15 protein-coding genes are annotated in these 17,303 nt (G+C 57.8%); 6 read left to right on the forward strand and 9 right to left on the reverse strand.

What is annotated here, in order from left to right; translation table 11 throughout:
• Positions 1-12 precede the first annotated feature (12 nt).
• Entirely contained in the window at positions 13-558 is a 546-nt protein-coding gene (locus IB212_RS11280) for a winged helix DNA-binding protein (protein ID WP_041909953.1), read from the forward strand.
• A gap of 1 nt (position 559) precedes the next feature.
• Here IB212_RS11280 and glgX read toward each other — a convergent pair whose 3' ends face one another.
• From glgX to treZ, 3 genes are read right to left on the reverse strand one after another with little or no spacing between them, the layout of a single operon-like run.
• Entirely contained in the window at positions 560-2,635 is a 2,076-nt protein-coding gene (gene glgX / locus IB212_RS11285; RefSeq protein ID WP_041909951.1) for a glycogen debranching protein GlgX, read from the reverse strand.
• A gap of 15 nt (positions 2,636-2,650) precedes the next feature.
• On the reverse strand, positions 2,651-5,119 hold the full coding sequence (gene treY, locus IB212_RS11290) for a malto-oligosyltrehalose synthase (protein ID WP_188245621.1): 2,469 nt from the start codon (positions 5,117-5,119) through the stop codon (positions 2,651-2,653).
• Positions 5,116-6,903: a malto-oligosyltrehalose trehalohydrolase gene (gene treZ / locus IB212_RS11295; protein WP_188245620.1), complete on the reverse strand. Its 1,788-nt coding sequence runs from the start codon at positions 6,901-6,903 to the stop codon at positions 5,116-5,118. Before treZ ends, treY begins: the two co-directional genes overlap by 4 nt.
• Before the next feature lie 132 nt (positions 6,904-7,035).
• Between treZ and IB212_RS11300 the strand changes: the two genes are divergently transcribed.
• The 4 genes from IB212_RS11300 to IB212_RS11315 all read left to right on the forward strand — a co-directional run bounded on the left by IB212_RS11300 (position 7,036) and on the right by IB212_RS11315 (position 10,437).
• A complete protein-coding gene (locus tag IB212_RS11300; protein WP_041909946.1) occupies positions 7,036-7,563 on the forward strand; it encodes an N-acetyltransferase in 528 nt (175 codons plus the stop codon).
• Between the two features lie 86 nt (positions 7,564-7,649).
• The gene (locus IB212_RS11305) at positions 7,650-8,393 is read left to right on the forward strand and encodes a 5'-nucleotidase, lipoprotein e(P4) family (protein ID WP_223239573.1); all 744 of its coding nucleotides are present in this window, start codon (positions 7,650-7,652) and stop codon (positions 8,391-8,393) included.
• Positions 8,394-8,534: 141 nt separating this feature from the next.
• A complete protein-coding gene (locus IB212_RS11310) occupies positions 8,535-9,521 on the forward strand; it encodes an MBL fold metallo-hydrolase (RefSeq protein WP_188245619.1) in 987 nt (328 codons plus the stop codon).
• A 4-nt stretch (positions 9,522-9,525) separates the two neighbouring features.
• Complete coding sequence (locus tag IB212_RS11315) at positions 9,526-10,437, forward strand: LysR family transcriptional regulator (protein WP_188245618.1); 912 nt, start codon at positions 9,526-9,528, stop codon at positions 10,435-10,437.
• Here IB212_RS11315 and IB212_RS11320 read toward each other — a convergent pair.
• Positions 10,428-11,312 (reverse strand): LysR substrate-binding domain-containing protein, encoded by an 885-nt coding sequence (locus IB212_RS11320; RefSeq protein ID WP_041909939.1) that lies wholly within the window; start codon positions 11,310-11,312, stop codon positions 10,428-10,430. The two genes, IB212_RS11315 and IB212_RS11320, sit on opposite strands and share 10 nt — an antisense overlap.
• A gap of 113 nt (positions 11,313-11,425) precedes the next feature.
• Between IB212_RS11320 and IB212_RS11325 the strand changes: the two genes are divergently transcribed.
• Positions 11,426-12,913 carry a UbiD family decarboxylase gene (locus tag IB212_RS11325; RefSeq protein WP_048958238.1) on the forward strand — a complete coding sequence of 496 codons (1,488 nt, stop codon included), beginning with the start codon at positions 11,426-11,428 and terminating at the stop codon, positions 12,911-12,913.
• Between the two features lie 24 nt (positions 12,914-12,937).
• Here the strand turns inward: IB212_RS11325 and IB212_RS11330 are convergent, their stop codons facing one another.
• From IB212_RS11330 to opgC, 5 genes are read right to left on the reverse strand one after another with little or no spacing between them, the layout of a single operon-like run.
• Positions 12,938-13,363 carry an ATP-binding protein gene (locus IB212_RS11330; RefSeq protein WP_041909935.1) on the reverse strand — a complete coding sequence of 142 codons (426 nt, stop codon included), beginning with the start codon at positions 13,361-13,363 and terminating at the stop codon, positions 12,938-12,940.
• Positions 13,364-13,702, reverse strand: coding sequence for an STAS domain-containing protein (locus IB212_RS11335; RefSeq protein ID WP_028013194.1), 339 nt, complete (start codon positions 13,700-13,702; stop codon positions 13,364-13,366).
• Complete coding sequence (locus IB212_RS11340) at positions 13,692-14,906, reverse strand: PP2C family protein-serine/threonine phosphatase (RefSeq protein WP_041909933.1); 1,215 nt, start codon at positions 14,904-14,906, stop codon at positions 13,692-13,694. The genes IB212_RS11335 and IB212_RS11340 overlap by 11 nt, the downstream gene beginning before the upstream one ends.
• Positions 14,907-14,915: 9 nt before the next feature.
• Complete coding sequence (locus IB212_RS11345) at positions 14,916-15,815, reverse strand: hypothetical protein (protein ID WP_028013196.1); 900 nt, start codon at positions 15,813-15,815, stop codon at positions 14,916-14,918.
• A gap of 11 nt (positions 15,816-15,826) precedes the next feature.
• The gene (gene opgC / locus IB212_RS11350) at positions 15,827-17,044 is read right to left on the reverse strand and encodes an OpgC domain-containing protein (RefSeq protein WP_188245617.1); all 1,218 of its coding nucleotides are present in this window, start codon (positions 17,042-17,044) and stop codon (positions 15,827-15,829) included.
• Between the last annotated feature and the right edge of the window lie 259 nt (positions 17,045-17,303).

Raw genomic sequence — 17,303 nt, forward strand, 5'->3', positions numbered from 1 at the left:
CTAAGGAACGTTATGACCTCGAAAAAGAGTGCTTCACCAGATTGCAACGATATCAACGATGGCCGGATCGTCTCCTCCCGCCATCTGGTGTCGGAGCGCTGCGCGGAACTGTCAGAGCTGGAGTACGCGCTGATCATGACCGGCAACGCGTTTAACAAGTGGATGGTGCGCTGCATGGCCGCAGCCGGAGAGCCGGATATGGGCGCTTTTGACGTCTCGCTGCTGCATCACGTGAACCACCGCGACCGCAAGAAAAAGCTGGCCGATATCTGCTTTGTTCTCAACGTGGAAGATACGCATGTAGTGACCTATGCCCTGAAAAAGCTGGTTAAAGCGGGCTACGTGACGAGCGAGAAAGCGGGTAAAGAGCTCTTTTTCTCCACCACGGAGGAAGGGAAAGCGTTGTGCATGAAGTACCGGGACGTGCGCGAAGCGTGTCTGATCGCCATTCATGCGGAGAGCGGCATTTCCGGGAAATCCATCGGCGAAACCGCGCAGCTGCTACGCGCGATCTCCTCCCTGTATGACACCGCCGCCCGCGCGGCGGCATCACTCTGAATTACGGACGTCTGAACAGGGTAATGCTGCGTCCGGCCAGTTCGTACTCTACGGTTTCGGTGAACGCTGTCCCGGCGGCAGCGTCATCCGCCGTAGACAGCTCCAGCACCCATCCCCCTTCGCCAAACTGCGGGATCTGGAACGGCACGGTGCCTTCAAACGGATTGAATAGCATCAGCACGTCGTGCCAGATGCCGTCCTCCTGCTGAAGATCCGGCCTGCTGATTGAGACCCCGAGCGTTGAGCCTTCATCCCACTGCTCGGCCTGCTGCGGACCGCCTCCGGCATTGAACCAGCGGATCTCCAGCCCGTCGCGCCAGCTCTCACGACGCAGCAACGGCTGCTGCGCGCGCAGGGCAATGAGCCGGCGGGTGAACTCGCGCAGCGCCGTGTCGTTTTCGGACAGCCCCTTCCAGTCGATCCATGAGATCTCGCTGTCCTGGCAGTAGCCGTTGTTGTTGCCCTTCTGCGTACGGCCAAACTCGTCCCCCGCCAGCAGCATCGGTGTGCCGTGGGAGAAAAGCAGCGTGGTCAGGAAATTACGCTTCTGCCGTTCGCGGGTGGCGATAATGTCCGGGTTCTCCGTCGGCCCTTCTTCGCCATAGTTGTACGACCGGTTATCGTTATGCCCGTCGTTATTGTCCTCGCCGTTGTCGGCATTGTGCTTCTCGTTGTACGACACCAGGTCATTCAGCGTAAAGCCGTCGTGGGCGGTGATAAAGTTGACGCTGGCCCACGGGCGACGCCCGCGCAGGTCGTACAGATCCCCGGAGCCCAGCAGACGCGCGGCAAAGTCCGTCGAGACGTTGTCCCCCTTCCAGTACTCGCGCACGGTATCGCGGTATTTGTCGTTCCACTCTCCCCAGCCTGGCGGGAATCCACCGACCTGATAGCCGCCGGGGCCAATATCCCAGGGCTCGCCAATCAGCTTGAGCTTAGAGAGCACCGGATCCTGGGTAACGGCGTCGAAAAAGCCCCCGCGCGGATCGAACCCCTCAGGTTCGCGGCCCAGAATCGTCCCCAGGTCGAAACGAAAACCGTCAATGTGCATGGATTCGGCCCAGTAGCGCAAGGAATCCATCACCATCTGCAGCACGCGCGGGTGCGAGGTATTCACCGTGTTCCCCGTCCCGGTATCGTTAATGTAATACCGGTGCTGGTCCGGCAGCGTGCGGTAGTAGCTGTAGTTATCAATGCCCTTGAATGAAAGCGTTGGCCCCAGCTCGTTACCTTCCGCCGTGTGGTTGTAGACCACGTCCAGAATCACCTCGATGCCCGCGTCATGATAGGCGCGCACCATGTCGCGAAAGCCCTGGATCCCCGCCGGGCCGTAGTAGCGCGACGCCGGAGCAAAAAAGCCGAGCGTGTTATAGCCCCAGAAGTTCTTCAGGCCACGGTCGAGCAGATGCTGGTCGTCCGGGAACCAGTGAACGGGCAGCAGCTCCACCGAGGTAATGCCGAGGCTTTTGATGTAGTCGACCGAGGCTTTGTGTCCCATCCCCTCGAACGTCCCGCGCAGCTCGGGCGGGATGGCCGGGTTCATCTGGGTAAAGCCCTTCACGTGGCTCTCATAGACGACGGTATGTGGCCAGGGCACGTTTGGCCGGTTGTTGTCCTGCCAGTCGAAAGCGTTCGGGTCGATAACCTTGCATTTCGGCGTGAACGGCGCGCTGTCCCGCGTATCGAAGCTAAGATCCAGTTCGTCATGCCCCAACTCATAGCCGAAATGGGCATCGTTCCAGTCGATATCGCCCACCAGTTCACGGGCATACGGGTCAATAAGCAGCTTATGCGGGTTAAAGCGGTGACCGTTTTCCGGATCGTAGGGGCCGTAGACGCGATAGCCGTACAGCGCACCGGGTTTCAGGTCAGGCACATAGCCGTGCCAGACCTCATGGGTATACTCCGGCAGCTCCAGCCGGGCGATTTCTGTTTTCCCGGACGGGTCAAACAGACAGAGCTCCACCCGCTCCGCGTGCGCGGAGAACAGCGCGAAGTTAACGCCCTTCCCGTCATAATTCGCACCCAACTGCTGGCCATGACCGGCCCGAATTTCAAACGTAGTTTCCTTTGCCATTTTCGTTCTCCACGATTATTCGCAGGTAAGCAGAACCAGTACACATCCCTTTTCTGACGTTAAATCCAGCGTCTCTTGCAGAATGCGGCTTTCACCGCTGAACAGATCCCGATAGCGCTTCCCGGCCAGTTCGTCGGGTATCGCTACCGTGGTATTGATCCACAGCTGATGATTATCGGTGATGCCAAAAACCAGACGCGGCACGGCAACGATCAGCGCCTCCTCGTCTTTAACGCGCGCATAGACAATCAGGTTCTCCTCGCGCTCGCCGGAAACCTTGAGCGGCAGCCAGTCGCCGTAGCGGAAAAGCGCGTCGTAATGCGGTCGAAGCCGCAGCAGCGTGGCGGTGACAAACTGCTTTACCCTGCCGTCCCGCCAGCACGCCGGGTGTTCAAACACTGAAGCATCCGCCGCACTGAGGTTTTGCACCAGCGCGTTGAAGTCCGGCTCCCGCCGGTTATCCGGGTCGACGAGGCTAAAGTTGAGCGCCTCGCTGCCCTGATAGATATCCGGCACGCCGGGCGCCGTCAGCTTGATGACCGTCTGGCTGAGGCTGTTCATCAGCCCGGCGCGGATAAAAGGCTGCATCGCCTCGCTGAAATCGTGCAGGAACGGGGCGTTATCCGGGGAAAGCAGATGTCGCGCATAGCTCAGCACTACGCTCTCATAGCTCTCGTTGCTGTCGATCCAGTCGGTGCGCTGCTTCGCCTCACGAAGCGCTTTCTCAAGGAAGCCGAGGAAACGCGTCTCCAGCGATGCAAGCCCTTCGGCATCGTCAGGCGACAGCGTGGCGGGCCAGACGCCCGCCAGCGCCTGATAGATCATCCAGGTATCGGCGGCGTTCGGCGCGGTGCCGTCGTTGAGAAAACGCACCTGGGTCTGGTTCATCTGCCGCCAGCGGGCGAGATTTTCTCCCCAGCGTTCCGGCGCCTCCGTCAGGGTGTAGAGCCGCGCCCGGGCGTCTTCTCCGCGCTTGGTATCGTGCGTGGAGGTGCCCAGCAGCGCGTCGGGCTGACGGGCGAGACGAATGCGCATCTCCTGGTGAAAGCGGGATAACGAGAACGCGCGCGGCGTCGGGTCAGCGCCCACTTCATTGAGCGCAAGCTCAAGGTTCAGACGGAAAAACAGCGTATCTTCCACCGACTTCGCCATCAGCGGCCCGGTCAGCTGCTGGAAGCGGGTTCTGAAAAGCGCGGCGCAGTCGCGGCAATCTTCCGGTAGATCGCCGGTAAGAATGCGGACAATCAGGCTCAGGGCCGCTTCGGAGGTATTTACGCCGGCGACCACGCGGCTAAGCAGCACCACATCAGGCGGGGTTAATCCCTCGCGAGTGCCGTAGGTACGGTACACCGGAAAGGCGATAAGCAACTCGCGCAGCGCGTGGCGGATCTCCTCGCGCGGCAGCGCAACGTCATTGCGGCGGGCCAGATCGTCCGCAAGGTTTAGCAGCGTGGTGAACTCGCCCTCAAAATTACGATCGGTCATCAGACCCTTGGCATCGCGCAGTTCGGCGTGGCGATCGACCGTGACGCCCAGCGTCTCGTCGTGGATTGTCTCCAGGCGCGAGAGGTTATCGTCGTCGACCAGCACCTCCGCCAGCGAGGCGATAAACTCGTAGCCGGTGGTGCCGGAAACCGGCCAGTCGGTGGGGAGCTGCTCTCCCTTCGCGAGAATTTTTTCGACCGTGATGTAACAGTCAGGTCCAGCTGCCTGCCGCAGCTTCTGCAAATAACCCAGCGGATCGGCCAGGCCGTCAATATGGTCAATGCGCAGGCCGTCAACCACGCCCGCGTGAACCAGCTCAAGAATAAGACGGTGCGTATCGTCGAAGACCATCTCGTCTTCAACCCGTACGCCCACCAGACCGGTGATCTCGAAGAAGCGCCGCCACGAGAGCTGCTTCGGCGCTTCCCGCCAGGACATCAGCCGCCAGCTCTGCGCCTCATGCAGTTCGGCGATACTTTTATCCTCGGTGTACGTGCCCGGATTAAGCGGGTACGCCGTGTCGTAATAGACCAGAGAGGCTTTATTCGTGACAGTGTCACGTTTTAACGTAATGGCACCCTTCTCCAGCTCCGCCTCAAAGGTGTCGCCGAGAAACGGCAGCGTAAGCGGGCGCGACGCGTCGATATCGAAATAGCGGAAATAGCGGCTCTGCTGGCCATATTCAATCACGTCCCGCCACCAGGCGTTTTCCAGCGAGGTGGACATATGGTTCGGGACAATATCCAGAATCAGCCCCATGCCGGCCTGCCTGAGCGCCGCGGCCATGCGGTCAAACCCTTCCCGACCGCCAATCGCGGGGTCAATTTCATTCGGGTTGGTCACGTCATAGCCGTGGGTGGAACCCGTTGTGGCGGTAAACACGGGCGAGGCGTAGAGGTGGCTGATGCCGAGGTCTTTCAGATACGGCACCAGCTCGACAGCGCGGTCAAACGTCATGCCGTTGCGGAACTGAATACGGTACGTGGCGGAAGGGATCATAACGATGCGTCTCCATCAGCAAAGCGAACGACAATACTGTTCGGCGGCAAAACGTCGTTTACCTCCGGCCAGGCGAAGCGCGTCTCCCCTGCGAGCGCGGGCACATCGACAGGCTTAGGGCCGATATTGAGCGCCAGAGAGAGCGTCCCGGACGGGAAGCGCCAGCTCACCGCCACCATGCCGGGCGCGGTCTCGATCGCCTTGCCTTCAACGATGCCGCCCTGATGCAGAAGCGGAACAATATAGCGATGGCGCAACGTCAGCAGGTGGCGGGTGAAGCGCAGCCACGTTTTCCCTTCGTCGGTAGCAATCTTATGCCAGTCGAGCTTTGAGCGAACGAAGGTGTTAACGTCGTTCGGGTCCGGGACGGCTTCATCGTGCCCGGCGTGGCCGGTAAACTCTTTCGCGCGCCCTTCCCGCACCGCTTTTGCCAGGTCGCCGTGAAAATCGGTGAAGAACAGGAACGGATGCGTTTCACCGAACTCCTCGCCCATAAACAGCAGCGGGATATGGGGAGAAAGCAGCAGCGCGGCAAGCAGCACCCGCGTCCTGTCGGCCCCCGCGAGGGTGATGAGCCGCTCCCCCTGGGCGCGATTGCCGGTCTGATCGTGGTTTTGAATGAAATCGACGAAGAACTGCGGCGGCTGGGTGCGGCACTCCACCCCGCGAGATTCCCCGGTTTGCAGCGAAATCTCGCCCTGGTAGACAAACCCTTCCGCCAGCGCACGGGCGAACTTTTTCTCCGGCTCACACGCAAAATCCTGGTAGTAGGCGTGCGTTTCGCCGGTGGCAAACACGTGGGCAGCATTGTGGAAGTCATCATTCCACTCGGCGGTGAACAGCGGCGTGTTGCCCTGTTCATCGCGCGGATGCAGGAAAATCACGTTGCGGCTGTCTTCCGTGGTCAGGTGAACGTGACGGTGCGGGATCGCCTCGCGGATCTTCGCGGCAATCTCCTCCAGAATGTGCGTCCCGGTGCTGTCTTTAATCTGGTCGATGGCATCAAAGCGCAGGCCGTCCAGACGGTACTCCGTCAGCCAGTAGAGCGGTGCGTCGGTGATGTACTGCCTCACCGGCTCGCGCTCGTAAGCGATGCCGTTGCCCCACGGCGTCATCCGCTCCGCATCAAAAAACGCGGGCGACAGCAGAGGGAGATAGTTCCCCTCCGGGCCGAAGTGGTTGAGCACGATATCCAGCACCACGGAAAGCCCCAGCCCGTGCGCGGCGTCGATAAACGCGTGAAAATCCTCCGGCGTGCCGTAGGCAACGTGCGGGGCATACAGCAGCACGCCGTCGTAGCCCCAGCCGCGGGTTCCGCCAAACTGGGAAACGGGCATCACTTCAAGCTGGGTGATACCGAGCTCCGCCAGATAGGGCAGCTTGTCGATGGCCGCCCGGAAGGTGCCCTCCGGGGTAAAGGTGCCGACGTGCAGCTCGTAAATGACCGTCTCTTCCCACGGCCGCCCTGCCCAGTCCCGGTTAACCGGCTGATAGCGTCGGGGATTGATAACAACCGATGGCCCGTTAACGTCGCCCTTTTGCGCGCGCGATGCCGGGTCGGGTACCGTCATGCCGTCCTGCAGGACAAACTGATACTCTGCACCGTGCGTGACGCCCGAAACTTCTGCCTGGAACCAGCCGTTGCCGGTTGGCGTCATCGGCACGTCGGTGGCGGCCAGACGTAGCGTAAGTTCTTTCTGTCCTTCTGCCCAGACGCGAAAACGTACCACGTCATCGGAAATAAACTCAGCACCCCACTGCTTTTGAAATGTCCTGAATTCCATTCATTGTCCTCGAATGACCCACATTTTACGCGGAACGAAGTACAAGCTTAGTCCAGGATCACAAGTGCGTGAGCTCAGCGGATTTAACCGCGTCGTCTATTCTTTATGAAATAACTCACTATCGGGAATACTATGCAGATTCGAAAAGGATTAAATACGGACCTCGTCCGTCTTGAATGTTGTGACTTTTCTTTCACCATTAGCCACATTGCGCGAGAGCCGTTTATCCATTGTGATTTGCATATTGAAGCCGTCGCCGAGCCCTGGATAAAAACCTACGAACTCGACATCCAAACGCTTGAAAACCATTGCGTTAATCCGGACGCCATATTTCTTGTTGCGGAAACCGATGACGGTGAATTAGCCGGATTTATTACCGCGTCAATCGGCTGGAATAAATTTATTTCAGTGGATTATATTGCCGTTGATCGCACCAGACGCCGAACCGGCGCCGCGCAAAAATTAATGGCTGCCGCGCACGTGTGGGCCCGCAGCGTAAACGCGCCGGGATTACGGCTTGAAACACAAAATGTGAACGTCTCCGCCTGTCTGTTTTACCGTAACTACGGGTTCACCCTGGGCGGGTACGATCGGTATCTCTACAACGCCTTACCGGAAAAAGACGAGGTCGCCCTGTTCTGGTATTACATGCTGGTGTAGCGACGCTGCCTTCATATTTCTGTCATTGAACTTCATTACGCTTTCGGGATTTTAACCACGGTGTTGAGGAAAGAAGTGTGAATTCAATGGCTAAGGCATTACTGCTGGCATTACCCGTTTTGAGTGCAGCGGCGACGGCCGCTGAGCGCGAGCTGTGTGAACCCAAAGCGTACGAAATGGCGCTGCGCTATCAGCAGAAATCGGCAGAGATTCTGGCCCTTCAGCTGCAGACGTATCGGTTTGCCACCGAGCGTTTCAACGAAAAATTAAAAGATCTGAAAACACCTGAAAATTACGCCGTGGTGATGGACCTGGATGAAACGGTGCTGGATAACACCCCTCTGCTGGTGCGCGACATGGCGCAGTGTCACGACTATACGAAATGGGATACCTGGAGCGACTGGGAAAAACAGGGAAAACCCGGCTTAATTCCGGGAGCAAAGGCCTTTCTTGACCATGTGAATCAAAGCAAGGTCCGCATCTATTATGTTTCGGACCGTATGCAGGAAAACAAAGCCGACACGCTGAAGACTTTAAACGCTCTCGGCCTGCCGCAGGTATCTGACGAGAGCGTGCTGCTGGATACGGTCAGCAAGGAAGAGCGCCGTCAGAGCATCCTCAAAAAGCAGCAGATCGTGATGCTGTTCGGCGACAGCCTGCCGGACTTCGCCGTACAGTTCAAAAACAAAAAACCGAGCGAGCAGCAGCGTGAGCTGGTTGAAGCCAGCGCCGAACACTTCGGCAACGACTGGATTGTGCTGCCTAATGCCGCTTATGGTTCCTGGTCCAGGGCCACACTGGATAGCTGGAACGCACCGCTGAAAAAATAACGCTTTACGGGCCGGGAAAGGCTTCACCACCACCCGGCTGTTGCGCTGTGCTATTTATCTCGTTTATAGGTCCTATCATTTCTGAGCAGGTTCTTATAATTTTACGGAGCAGTAAGATGAGCACTTTCAAAGGAGACTCGTATGCTTACCGTGAAAAAACTTGCTCTTTCCACGCTGATTTCCAGTTCATTGCTGTTCTACCCTGCGCTGCAGGCCTCGGCAGAAACGCCGCAGCACGTCGTTAAACAACCGGCGGGCGGTTACAGCGTGCAGGTCGGTGACGTTCTGGTAACGTCGTTTACGAACGGGACCGTTGCGCAGGATCTGCACAAGCTGCTGCGCCGGACAACGCCGCAAAACATTGATGCACTGCTCGCGAAAAACTTTCAGACCAACCCGGCGGAAGTGTCCATCAACGCGTTCCTGATTGCGATGCCCGGACACAAAATCCTGGTGGATACCGGTTCCGGCCAGCTCTTTGGCCCCGGCAACGGCGGACGTCTGATTGAGAGCCTCGCCACCCAGGGGATCAAACCCGAGGACATTACTGAGGTCTTGCTGACCCACGCCCATTCCGACCACGCGGGTGGCCTGGTGAAAGACGGCAAGCTGGTGTTCAGCAACGCGCGCGTTTTCGTTGGCAAACCGGACATCGACTTTTTCCTTAACGACGACAATCAGAAGAAAACCGGCTACGGCAAGAACTACTTCGATGTCGCACAGAAGACCTTAAAACCCTATCTTGACGCGGGTAAAGTGGTGCCGTTTAGCGGCACATCGGAGATTCTTCCGGGGCTGACCGGCACGGTTCATCCCGGACACACGCCGGGTTCAGCCTTCTACACGCTGACAAGTAAAGGCGAGAAAATCACCTTTGTCGGCGACATCATTCACGCAGCGGCGGTCCAGTTCCCGCAGCCTGCGGTGACCATCACCTACGATGAAGATGAGAACAAAGCGGCAAGCGTACGCGAGCATGCGTTCGCTGACTTTGTGAAAAATAAAGACCTTATTGCCGCGCCCCATCTGCCTTTTCCGGGCATCGGCTATGTGACGAAAGGTGAGAAAGGCGGCTATGCCTGGGTCCCTGTCACCTATACCAACCGGGACGCCAGCGGCGCGAAGTAGAGTGATGTCGCGTATATCTGACATGGACATCGACCTGCTCCTGGCGCTGGACGCCCTGCTTCAGGACAGGAACATCACTCATGCGGCCGCGCGGCTGGACATCAGCCAGCCCGCGCTGTCCGCCCGTCTCGCGCGTCTGCGCACGCTCTTTGGCGAGCCGCTGTTTATTCCCTCCCCACATGGACGTGGGGTATTACCCACACCGAGAGCGGAGGCGTTGAAGCCACAGGTTGAAAGCGTGCTACGCGGCATCCGCGCGCTGTTCGCTCCCACCACGTTTGAGGCGCACACCAGCAGCCGGACCTTTGTTATCGCGCTGCATGAAAACCCAGCGCTGATGCTCGGCACCGCGCTGCTTAACCAGGTGAGTACCGATGCCCCCGGCATCCGCCTGCGCTTCGCCCTGCCGGAGATGGTAGACCTGCCGCAGCAGCTGGAAAACGGTGATGTGGATATCTACATCGGCGTGAGCGCGGGCGCCCATGACGGATGGGTGAGGCGCAAACTTCTCGACGACGCGTTTGCCACCGCCCAGCGCAAAGCTCATCCGCGTGGAACAGGTTCGTTAGATTTGGAAAGCTACTGCGCGCTTTCCCATCTGGTGGTGTCGTCGGCGGGAGATCCCTTTACCGGATTTGTCGACCAAACCCTCGCCGGGCTGGGCTATCAGCGACACGTTGCCATGTCCACCCAGAGCTACGCTATGGCGCCTGCGCTGGTTGCCGGTACCGACCTGGTATGTACCCTGCCGGAACGGATGCTGAAGCAGTTTGCCAGCACGCTGGATATTTTCCCACCTCCGCTGCCGCTCCAGCCCATTACCATCAACATGTACTGGCACCCGAAAAACAGCCAGGATCCGGCGAACGCCTGGCTGCGCGGGCAGCTGCTGCGGGCCGCCGGACGTCAGGTGTGATCGAGCGTGACCAGAAACTTTTTAAGCACTTCTGAACGAATAATCCGGTGGCAAACCAGGGTGAGTTCGCTCTCCCGCAGCCGGTCGAGGATGTCCACGTAGACGACATTCTCAACGCTCACTGCCTTTGCCGACGCGGGCAGCAACGCCAGCCCAAATCCGGCCGCAACAAGGCTTATCACCGTGGGCACGTCGGTCGCATTTTGCACTACGTCCGGCTGAAAGCCCGCCCCGCTGCAGGCGTCATAGAAGTACTGCTCCAGCCCCATTCCCTCCGGATCGCGCAGCGAGATCCATTTTTCGTCTTTCACCGACGAAAGCGTCAGCGCGGACGATCCGGCGAGCGGATGCTGACGAGAGAGTGCCAGCACCGTTTTCTCCGACGTGAACGGCCGGCTTTGCAGATCGTCAGGCAGCGACGGCAGCGGCGCGCGGATGATGGCCACGTCCAGCTGGTTGCTCTGCACGGCGGCGTAGAGCGTCTGCACATTTCCCGTCATCAGGGACATGGTAATGGCCGGCCAGCGGCTGTGCATCTGGCGCAGCGCGGCGGGTAGCCTGCCGTCAAACATCGCACTCGACACGCACCCCAGGTTTAACTCCCCCTGCTCGCCCCGTGCCGTTTGTCTGGCATCCAGCACCGCCTGCTCGGTCAACGAGATGGCAAGCCGGGCTTTGACCAGAAACGCTTCGCCCGCGGGCGTCAGGGTTAAGCGGCGGTTCGCCCGGCTGAAAAGCGTGACGCCTAAACGTTCTTCCAGCGCCTTTATCTGCTGGCTCAGCGCCGGTTGGGCGATGTTCAGACGCTCGGCGGCCCGGTGCATGTGGAGCTCTTCGGCAACGACAATGAAGTGGCGCATCTGACGAAACTGCACGAGACGTCTCCCTGTATTGATATAAATTTACTTATCAATTTAACAGAAATGATGAAATTGATGCTATTGGTCTTTGCCATAAAAATGGAGGTATTCAACCGAGGGAGGAAAATATGGAAAACCAAGTCAACGATCTCCGCAGCGCCATCGCCTTACTGCAGCGCCACGAAGGGCAGTATATTGAAACCGATCATCCGGTCGATCCCAACGCGGAACTGGCGGGTGTCTATCGCCATGTCGGCGCAGGCGGCACGGTCAAACGTCCGACCCGCACGGGTCCGGCCATGATGTTCAACAGCGTTAAGGGCTATCCGGGCTCCCGCATTCTGGTGGGCATGCACGCCAGCCGCGAGCGCGCGGCGCTGCTGTTAGGTTGCGAACCGTCTGAACTGGCAAAACACGTTGGCCATGCGGTGAAAAAGCCGGTCGCACCGGTTGTCGTTCCGGCCTCGCAGGCCCCCTGCCAGGAACAGGTCTTCTACGCTGACGATCCTGACTTCGATCTTCGCAAATTGCTTCCGGCACCGACCAATACGCCAATTGATGCCGGTCCGTTTTTCTGCCTGGGGCTGGTGCTGGCAAGCGATCCGGAAGACAGCTCGCTGACGGATGTCACCATTCACCGCCTCTGCGTGCAGGAGCGCGACGAGCTTTCCATGTTCCTTGCCGCCGGGCGACATATCGAAGTCTTCCGTAAAAAAGCGGAGGATGCCGGAAAACCGCTGCCGGTGACGATCAACATGGGTCTCGACCCCGCCATCTATATCGGCGCATGCTTTGAGGCCCCTACCACGCCGTTTGGCTACAACGAGCTGGGCGTCGCCGGGGCGCTGCGCCAGCAGCCGGTCGAGCTGGTACAGGGCGTGGCGGTAAAAGAGAAAGCCATCGCACGGGCGGAGATTATCATCGAGGGTGAACTGCTCCCGGGCGTGCGCGTTAGAGAAGATCAGCACACCAACACCGGCCACGCGATGCCGGAGTTCCCGGGCTACTGCGGTGAGGCGAATCCCTCCCTGCCGGTGATCAAAGTGAAAGCCGTGACCATGCGCAACCACGCGATCCTGCAGACGCTGGTGGGACCGGGGGAAGAACATACCACGCTGGCCGGACTGCCGACCGAGGCCAGCATCCGTAATGCCGTTGAAGAGGCAATTCCGGGCTTCCTGCAAAACGTCTATGCCCATACCGCGGGCGGCGGTAAGTTCCTCGGCATATTGCAGGTGAAAAAACGCCAGCCGTCAGACGAAGGACGCCAGGGCCAGGCGGCGCTCATCGCCTTAGCCACCTACTCGGAGCTGAAAAACATTATTCTTGTCGACGAAGATGTGGATATTTTCGACAGCGACGACATCCTGTGGGCGATGACGACGCGCATGCAGGGCGATGTGAGCATCACTAATATTCCGGGGATCCGCGGCCACCAGCTGGATCCGTCCCAGTCGCCGGATTACAGCACCTCGATTCGCGGCAACGGCATTTCCTGCAAGACGATCTTTGACTGCACGGTGCCGTGGGCGCTTAAGGACCGCTTCGAGCGCGCGCCGTTTATGGAGGTGGATCCGCGTCCGTGGGCGCCGGAGCTGTTTGCCGATAAGAAATAAAATCACGTGCGTATGGCCCGCAAGTCATACGCGTATTTTCTTTTCAAGCGTGGCGATATTTTCACCCGCCACGCGTTCAACAGTGAAACGATCGACGCTCAGCAATATAAGCATCAGCCCCCTGCCGCTCTCCAGCAGCGGCGACATTTCGCAGAAACGGTCTCGCCGGGCGATCTCAAGACGCTCCTGCGGGAACGCGTCACCCGCGTCAGTAAAAACAAGGCAGACGTCATTGCCGCGGATGGCGAACTGTACGCTAAAGACGCACGAATTATCCTCATGAAGCGCGTAGCGGATGATATTCGTTGCCACTTCACAAACGGCGAGATCGAAGGCGAAACGCCACTCGTCATCGACGGGAAGCGCGCTCAGCCTGTCTCTCAGCCAGTCGGACAGCGGCGTCAGGGACGCGATCGCCGCCGGAAATTCAGCATGCTCTGGCCTCTGCATCTACTGCCCCAGCTGTGCAAGCGCGCTATGTTTATCCGGATAGATACGGAAGATGCGATCCATTCTGGTCAGGGTGAACATGTTCATGATCCCGGGGTTCAGAGAGCACAGCGCCATGTCGCCTTTCCCGTTCATCAGCTTAAACAACGACACCAGCATACCCAGCCCGCTGCTGTCGATGAAATCCACTTTGCTAAAGTCGACGATTAAGGCTTTACGATCGCTGCCGATTTCCTCCGTCACGGACGCTTTAAACGTCGCAGCAACGGAGGCGTCCAGCCGTCGGACCGCGGGCGTGAGAATGTTGGCATGCGGTAATCGTTCAGTGTTAATTATCATTCTGTTCTCCCTGACGCTCAATCACGAGCAGTGACACGTCATCAGTTAAGGCGATCGGTTCATCACGATTTGCATTGCGCCAGCCGGTCAGGTGGTCACCGAACCGCGGCAGGAGCTGGTCAACGGGGAGCCGGGCATGCTCATGAAGCCAGCGTTCGAGACGTTGCGTGCCAAACTGCTCGCCGCTGACGTTCTCACACTCGGTAATACCGTCACTGAATAAGCATAAGCGATCCCCCGGATGGAGGGTAAACGCGACGTCTTCCCAGCTCAGATCCGGGATTAGCCCGACCGGCGGTCCGCCATCGCCCACGGACGTGACGGCGCTGTCCGCGTTCACAATGACGGGAGTAGGATGCCCGGCCTGGCACAGCCACCCTTCACCAGTCTCTGGATCGATCACGCCGTAAATGAGCGTGAAATAACTGGTGATGTCGCTCTCTTCACTGCAAAAGCGGCTGTTCAACATCCTGACAACCTCCGCAGGTGACTGAATCCCCCCCTCTTCGGTAAACAGAAAGCGATCCACCACCCGGCCATGTAAAAACTGGCGAGCCACCGCGAGGGACATCATCGCGGCCCCCACGCCGTGACCCGAGACATCAACGCAATAGAATCCCAGATGTGAATCCAGAGGGAAAATATTGAACACATCGCCCGAAACCCAGGCTGACGGCAGGAAAAGCCAGTCGGAGAAGTAGTCATCATAGCGTAAGCGGCGTGAAGGCAGCACCGAGTGCTGAACGCGCGCAGCCAGTTCCAGATCTTTTTCAATCTGATGCAACGCTTCACTCAGGCGCTTGTTGTGCGCCGCGAGGGTCGCCTCCAGCGTCAGAATACGGACCCCGGCATGAAGCCGCGCCCGCAGTTCAGCCTGCTCAACGGGCTTACTCAAAAAATCATCCGCTCCGGCATCAAACCCCTGCGTCACGTCCCCGGCATTCTCGCGGGCCGTCAACAGGATGATATACACGTAGCGGCCAAACTGACGGTTGCGGATGGTCTGACACAGCGTCAGTCCGTCCATTTCCGGCATTTCCCAGTCGCTTATCACCATGCTGACCGGCTGGCTGGACAAGATTTCCAGCGCGTCGACACCATTTTCCGCCTCGCTCACGATATATCCCCACTGGGTGAGCATTCGGGAGAGTAACCGACGATAAATCAGCGAATCTTCAACGATTAACACGTGCAGCGCCGACATACATCCCTCCTAAAGCGGTAAGAACCAGATGAGGCTCACGGTCCCTTCCCTGAATTTTGCATTCCCGTTGCCGTGCCCCGGATAGCGCGTTCCCGCATAGTTCGCGTACTGGATGGAGAACGAACCCGGCGTATAGCCGGCATAACCGAAGCTGTAGCTGTAATCGCCGTTCCAGGGCTGCTGCTGGCTGCTGTCCGGGAACCAGAATGCCGTCGCGCGAACGAAGAAATGTTGTTTGAAGGTGTAGCCGCAGCCGCCGAGCATGACGTTTTTATTTTTGCGGATGTCATCGCTGCTGAGGTCGTAGTAGCGCGGTACCCAGCTGTACCCGACCTGGCAAATGATGGAATCCCCTTTATTAATCAGGAGCGTGTTTTCAACCGGTTTCGGTAACGAAAACTTATAGGCCAGCGTGAAGGCGCCCTGTTCGAAATAGGTGTGTCGTCGGCTGCCCGATGTCCAGAAATGGTTATCGCCGTAGTTGCTGTAAACCAGACTCACGGTGTTGGCGTGCCAGTCATCGTAGCCGAAGCTGTAGCGAAAATCGGCGGTGTAGCGGCTGGTGTCTCTGACCGGCAGTCGGGACGTAATGTTGGCAAACCAGAAGCTGTAGGGGGAATACTGTAGGCTGAGATTCAGCGTCTGGTTAATCTTTTTCTTTTCCGTGGCGGTGTCTGAACTGTTAGGAATGCTCATCCACTGCTCTTTCAGTCCCGAGCTAAAGCTCAGCGCACCTGAGAATTTCTTGTCGTTACCCGAGAACAGGCGCCCCCAACGGCTGGTAAAAACGCCTGCCTGAACGGGTTCACCGTTCTTATCGCGCAGGGTTTCTTTATCACTGCTTTGCGCCGCCTCCGCGGCGGGTATCGCGGCGAGCAGCACGCCCGCCAGAAGCCATTTTTCGCGCATAACCGCCATCCTTAGTTAGGTATCCAGCCTGCGCCGACGTCGTATTTTGCCATCAGCCACAAAATACCCAGTGCCGCCGCATGCACTAACGTGTTCTCTATCCAGGCGTGACGCCATAAATCGAAGGTGATGAACTGACTCACCAGCAGCACCACGTACACATGCAAAATAAAGGTATAGAGCGAGTGCTGCCCTAGCGGGATGAGGAACCATCCCAGCAGGCGGTTGAGCGGCGTCCAGCAATACGTCAGCACCAGGTAGACGGTGACCATCAGGGCGATATCGTTCAATACCCGCACCGGGCCCAGCCCATTCTTCGCCGCCCAGGTGTGATAAAACGAATTGAAGCTGTCAGGCGGGATGACGTGCATCAGCAGCGCGGGCGGCATAAACGGGTTGGTATGGTTCTGGGCAACAAATCCCAGCACCAGTGACACCATGACCAGCGCCACCACCACCCCTTTGCCCGGGGGCGTCCGGGCGAACGAGAGCAGTTCGGCTTTATACCAGCCGCTGGCCATGCCCAGCACAAAGATGAACTGCCAGGCGAGCAGCGGGAAGGCAAATTCGAATTCCGACGGCGTCAGCCGAAGCGGCCACCGCTGCCACAGGCTGTACACCAGCAGCGACAGCCCTAACAGCCACCAGACTTTTCCTTTCTGCAGCATCCCTAAAAATAGCGGGCTGAGTAGCAGCAAAAAGATATACAGTCCGAGAATTTGCGTCTGGTGGGGGCCGATCTGCAAATAGAGAATAATGTTGAACCAGGTCTCTTTAATTTGCGGCGTCACAGGATAAAGCGACCAGCTTTGACCTGAAAATCGGTCGGTAAAATGGGTGACCTCGAAAACGTTAATATATGGGATATAGGCCAGCAGAATAAACGACACTATGATAATGATATTTACGCGATATATTTTCCATGCCCTGAGATAAAGCCCCCAGGAAACCGTAAGCAAAACCACTTTTTGCAGACGCGCGCGATTCAGCATTCCCAGCATAAACCCGGAGAGAATGACAAAGCCTTCTGCACCTGTTGTTAACCCAAAACGCTCCCAGGAGAATATATTAAATATCGACATCACCTCCGTATGCGCCACGACCATCATGACGAGGGCAATGCCGCGCATAAAGTCAATTCTCAGGTCACGGGCACCTGCAACGAAATACCTCCATGTTATTGATTTAGCGTCATCTTCTTGCGCAATCGACGGCGCAACGTGGCTCATAGGGTGTCCTTTGCCTGAAAACGAAAATTAAGGTCTAAATAAAGTAGATAGTCTAAAGGAATAGTAACTGCAATTTATCACCGGCAGATGAAACATATTAAGCAGAATTAAATCCAAATTAACCACCACTTCATATTAATAAAAACGACGCTGGACACTTTTATTCGGCGTTCTACACTTATCTTAAATCTTGTTTACTCGCTATTTTCTTTCGCTTTTGGGCAACTGTCTGCGCAGCAGAATGGGTCTGCATTTTCAC

Origin of the sequence: Enterobacter sp. E12 (genome assembly GCF_014596715.2) — a bacterium.
GTDB lineage: Bacteria > Pseudomonadota > Gammaproteobacteria > Enterobacterales > Enterobacteriaceae > Enterobacter > Enterobacter bugandensis.

What these genes read in the sequence shown, in the direction of transcription:
- glgX (WP_041909951.1), bottom strand. Translation starts at nt 2,635, where the DNA reads ATGGCAAAGGAAACTACGTTTGAAATTCGGGCCGGTCATGGCCAGCAG.
- IB212_RS11315 (WP_188245618.1), top strand. Translation starts at nt 9,526, where the DNA reads ATGTCGCGTATATCTGACATGGACATCGACCTGCTCCTGGCGCTGGAC.
- treZ (WP_188245620.1), bottom strand. Translation starts at nt 6,903, where the DNA reads ATGGAATTCAGGACATTTCAAAAGCAGTGGGGTGCTGAGTTTATTTCC.
- IB212_RS11345 (WP_028013196.1), bottom strand. Translation starts at nt 15,815, where the DNA reads ATGCGCGAAAAATGGCTTCTGGCGGGCGTGCTGCTCGCCGCGATACCC.
- IB212_RS11325 (WP_048958238.1), top strand. Translation starts at nt 11,426, where the DNA reads ATGGAAAACCAAGTCAACGATCTCCGCAGCGCCATCGCCTTACTGCAG.
- IB212_RS11340 (WP_041909933.1), bottom strand. Translation starts at nt 14,906, where the DNA reads ATGTCGGCGCTGCACGTGTTAATCGTTGAAGATTCGCTGATTTATCGT.
- IB212_RS11330 (WP_041909935.1), bottom strand. Translation starts at nt 13,363, where the DNA reads ATGCAGAGGCCAGAGCATGCTGAATTTCCGGCGGCGATCGCGTCCCTG.
- treY (WP_188245621.1), bottom strand. Translation starts at nt 5,119, where the DNA reads ATGATCCCTTCCGCCACGTACCGTATTCAGTTCCGCAACGGCATGACG.
- IB212_RS11280 (WP_041909953.1), top strand. Translation starts at nt 13, where the DNA reads ATGACCTCGAAAAAGAGTGCTTCACCAGATTGCAACGATATCAACGAT.
- IB212_RS11300 (WP_041909946.1), top strand. Translation starts at nt 7,036, where the DNA reads ATGCAGATTCGAAAAGGATTAAATACGGACCTCGTCCGTCTTGAATGT.
- IB212_RS11305 (WP_223239573.1), top strand. Translation starts at nt 7,650, where the DNA reads ATGGCTAAGGCATTACTGCTGGCATTACCCGTTTTGAGTGCAGCGGCG.
- opgC (WP_188245617.1), bottom strand. Translation starts at nt 17,044, where the DNA reads ATGAGCCACGTTGCGCCGTCGATTGCGCAAGAAGATGACGCTAAATCA.
- IB212_RS11310 (WP_188245619.1), top strand. Translation starts at nt 8,535, where the DNA reads ATGCTTACCGTGAAAAAACTTGCTCTTTCCACGCTGATTTCCAGTTCA.
- IB212_RS11335 (WP_028013194.1), bottom strand. Translation starts at nt 13,702, where the DNA reads ATGATAATTAACACTGAACGATTACCGCATGCCAACATTCTCACGCCC.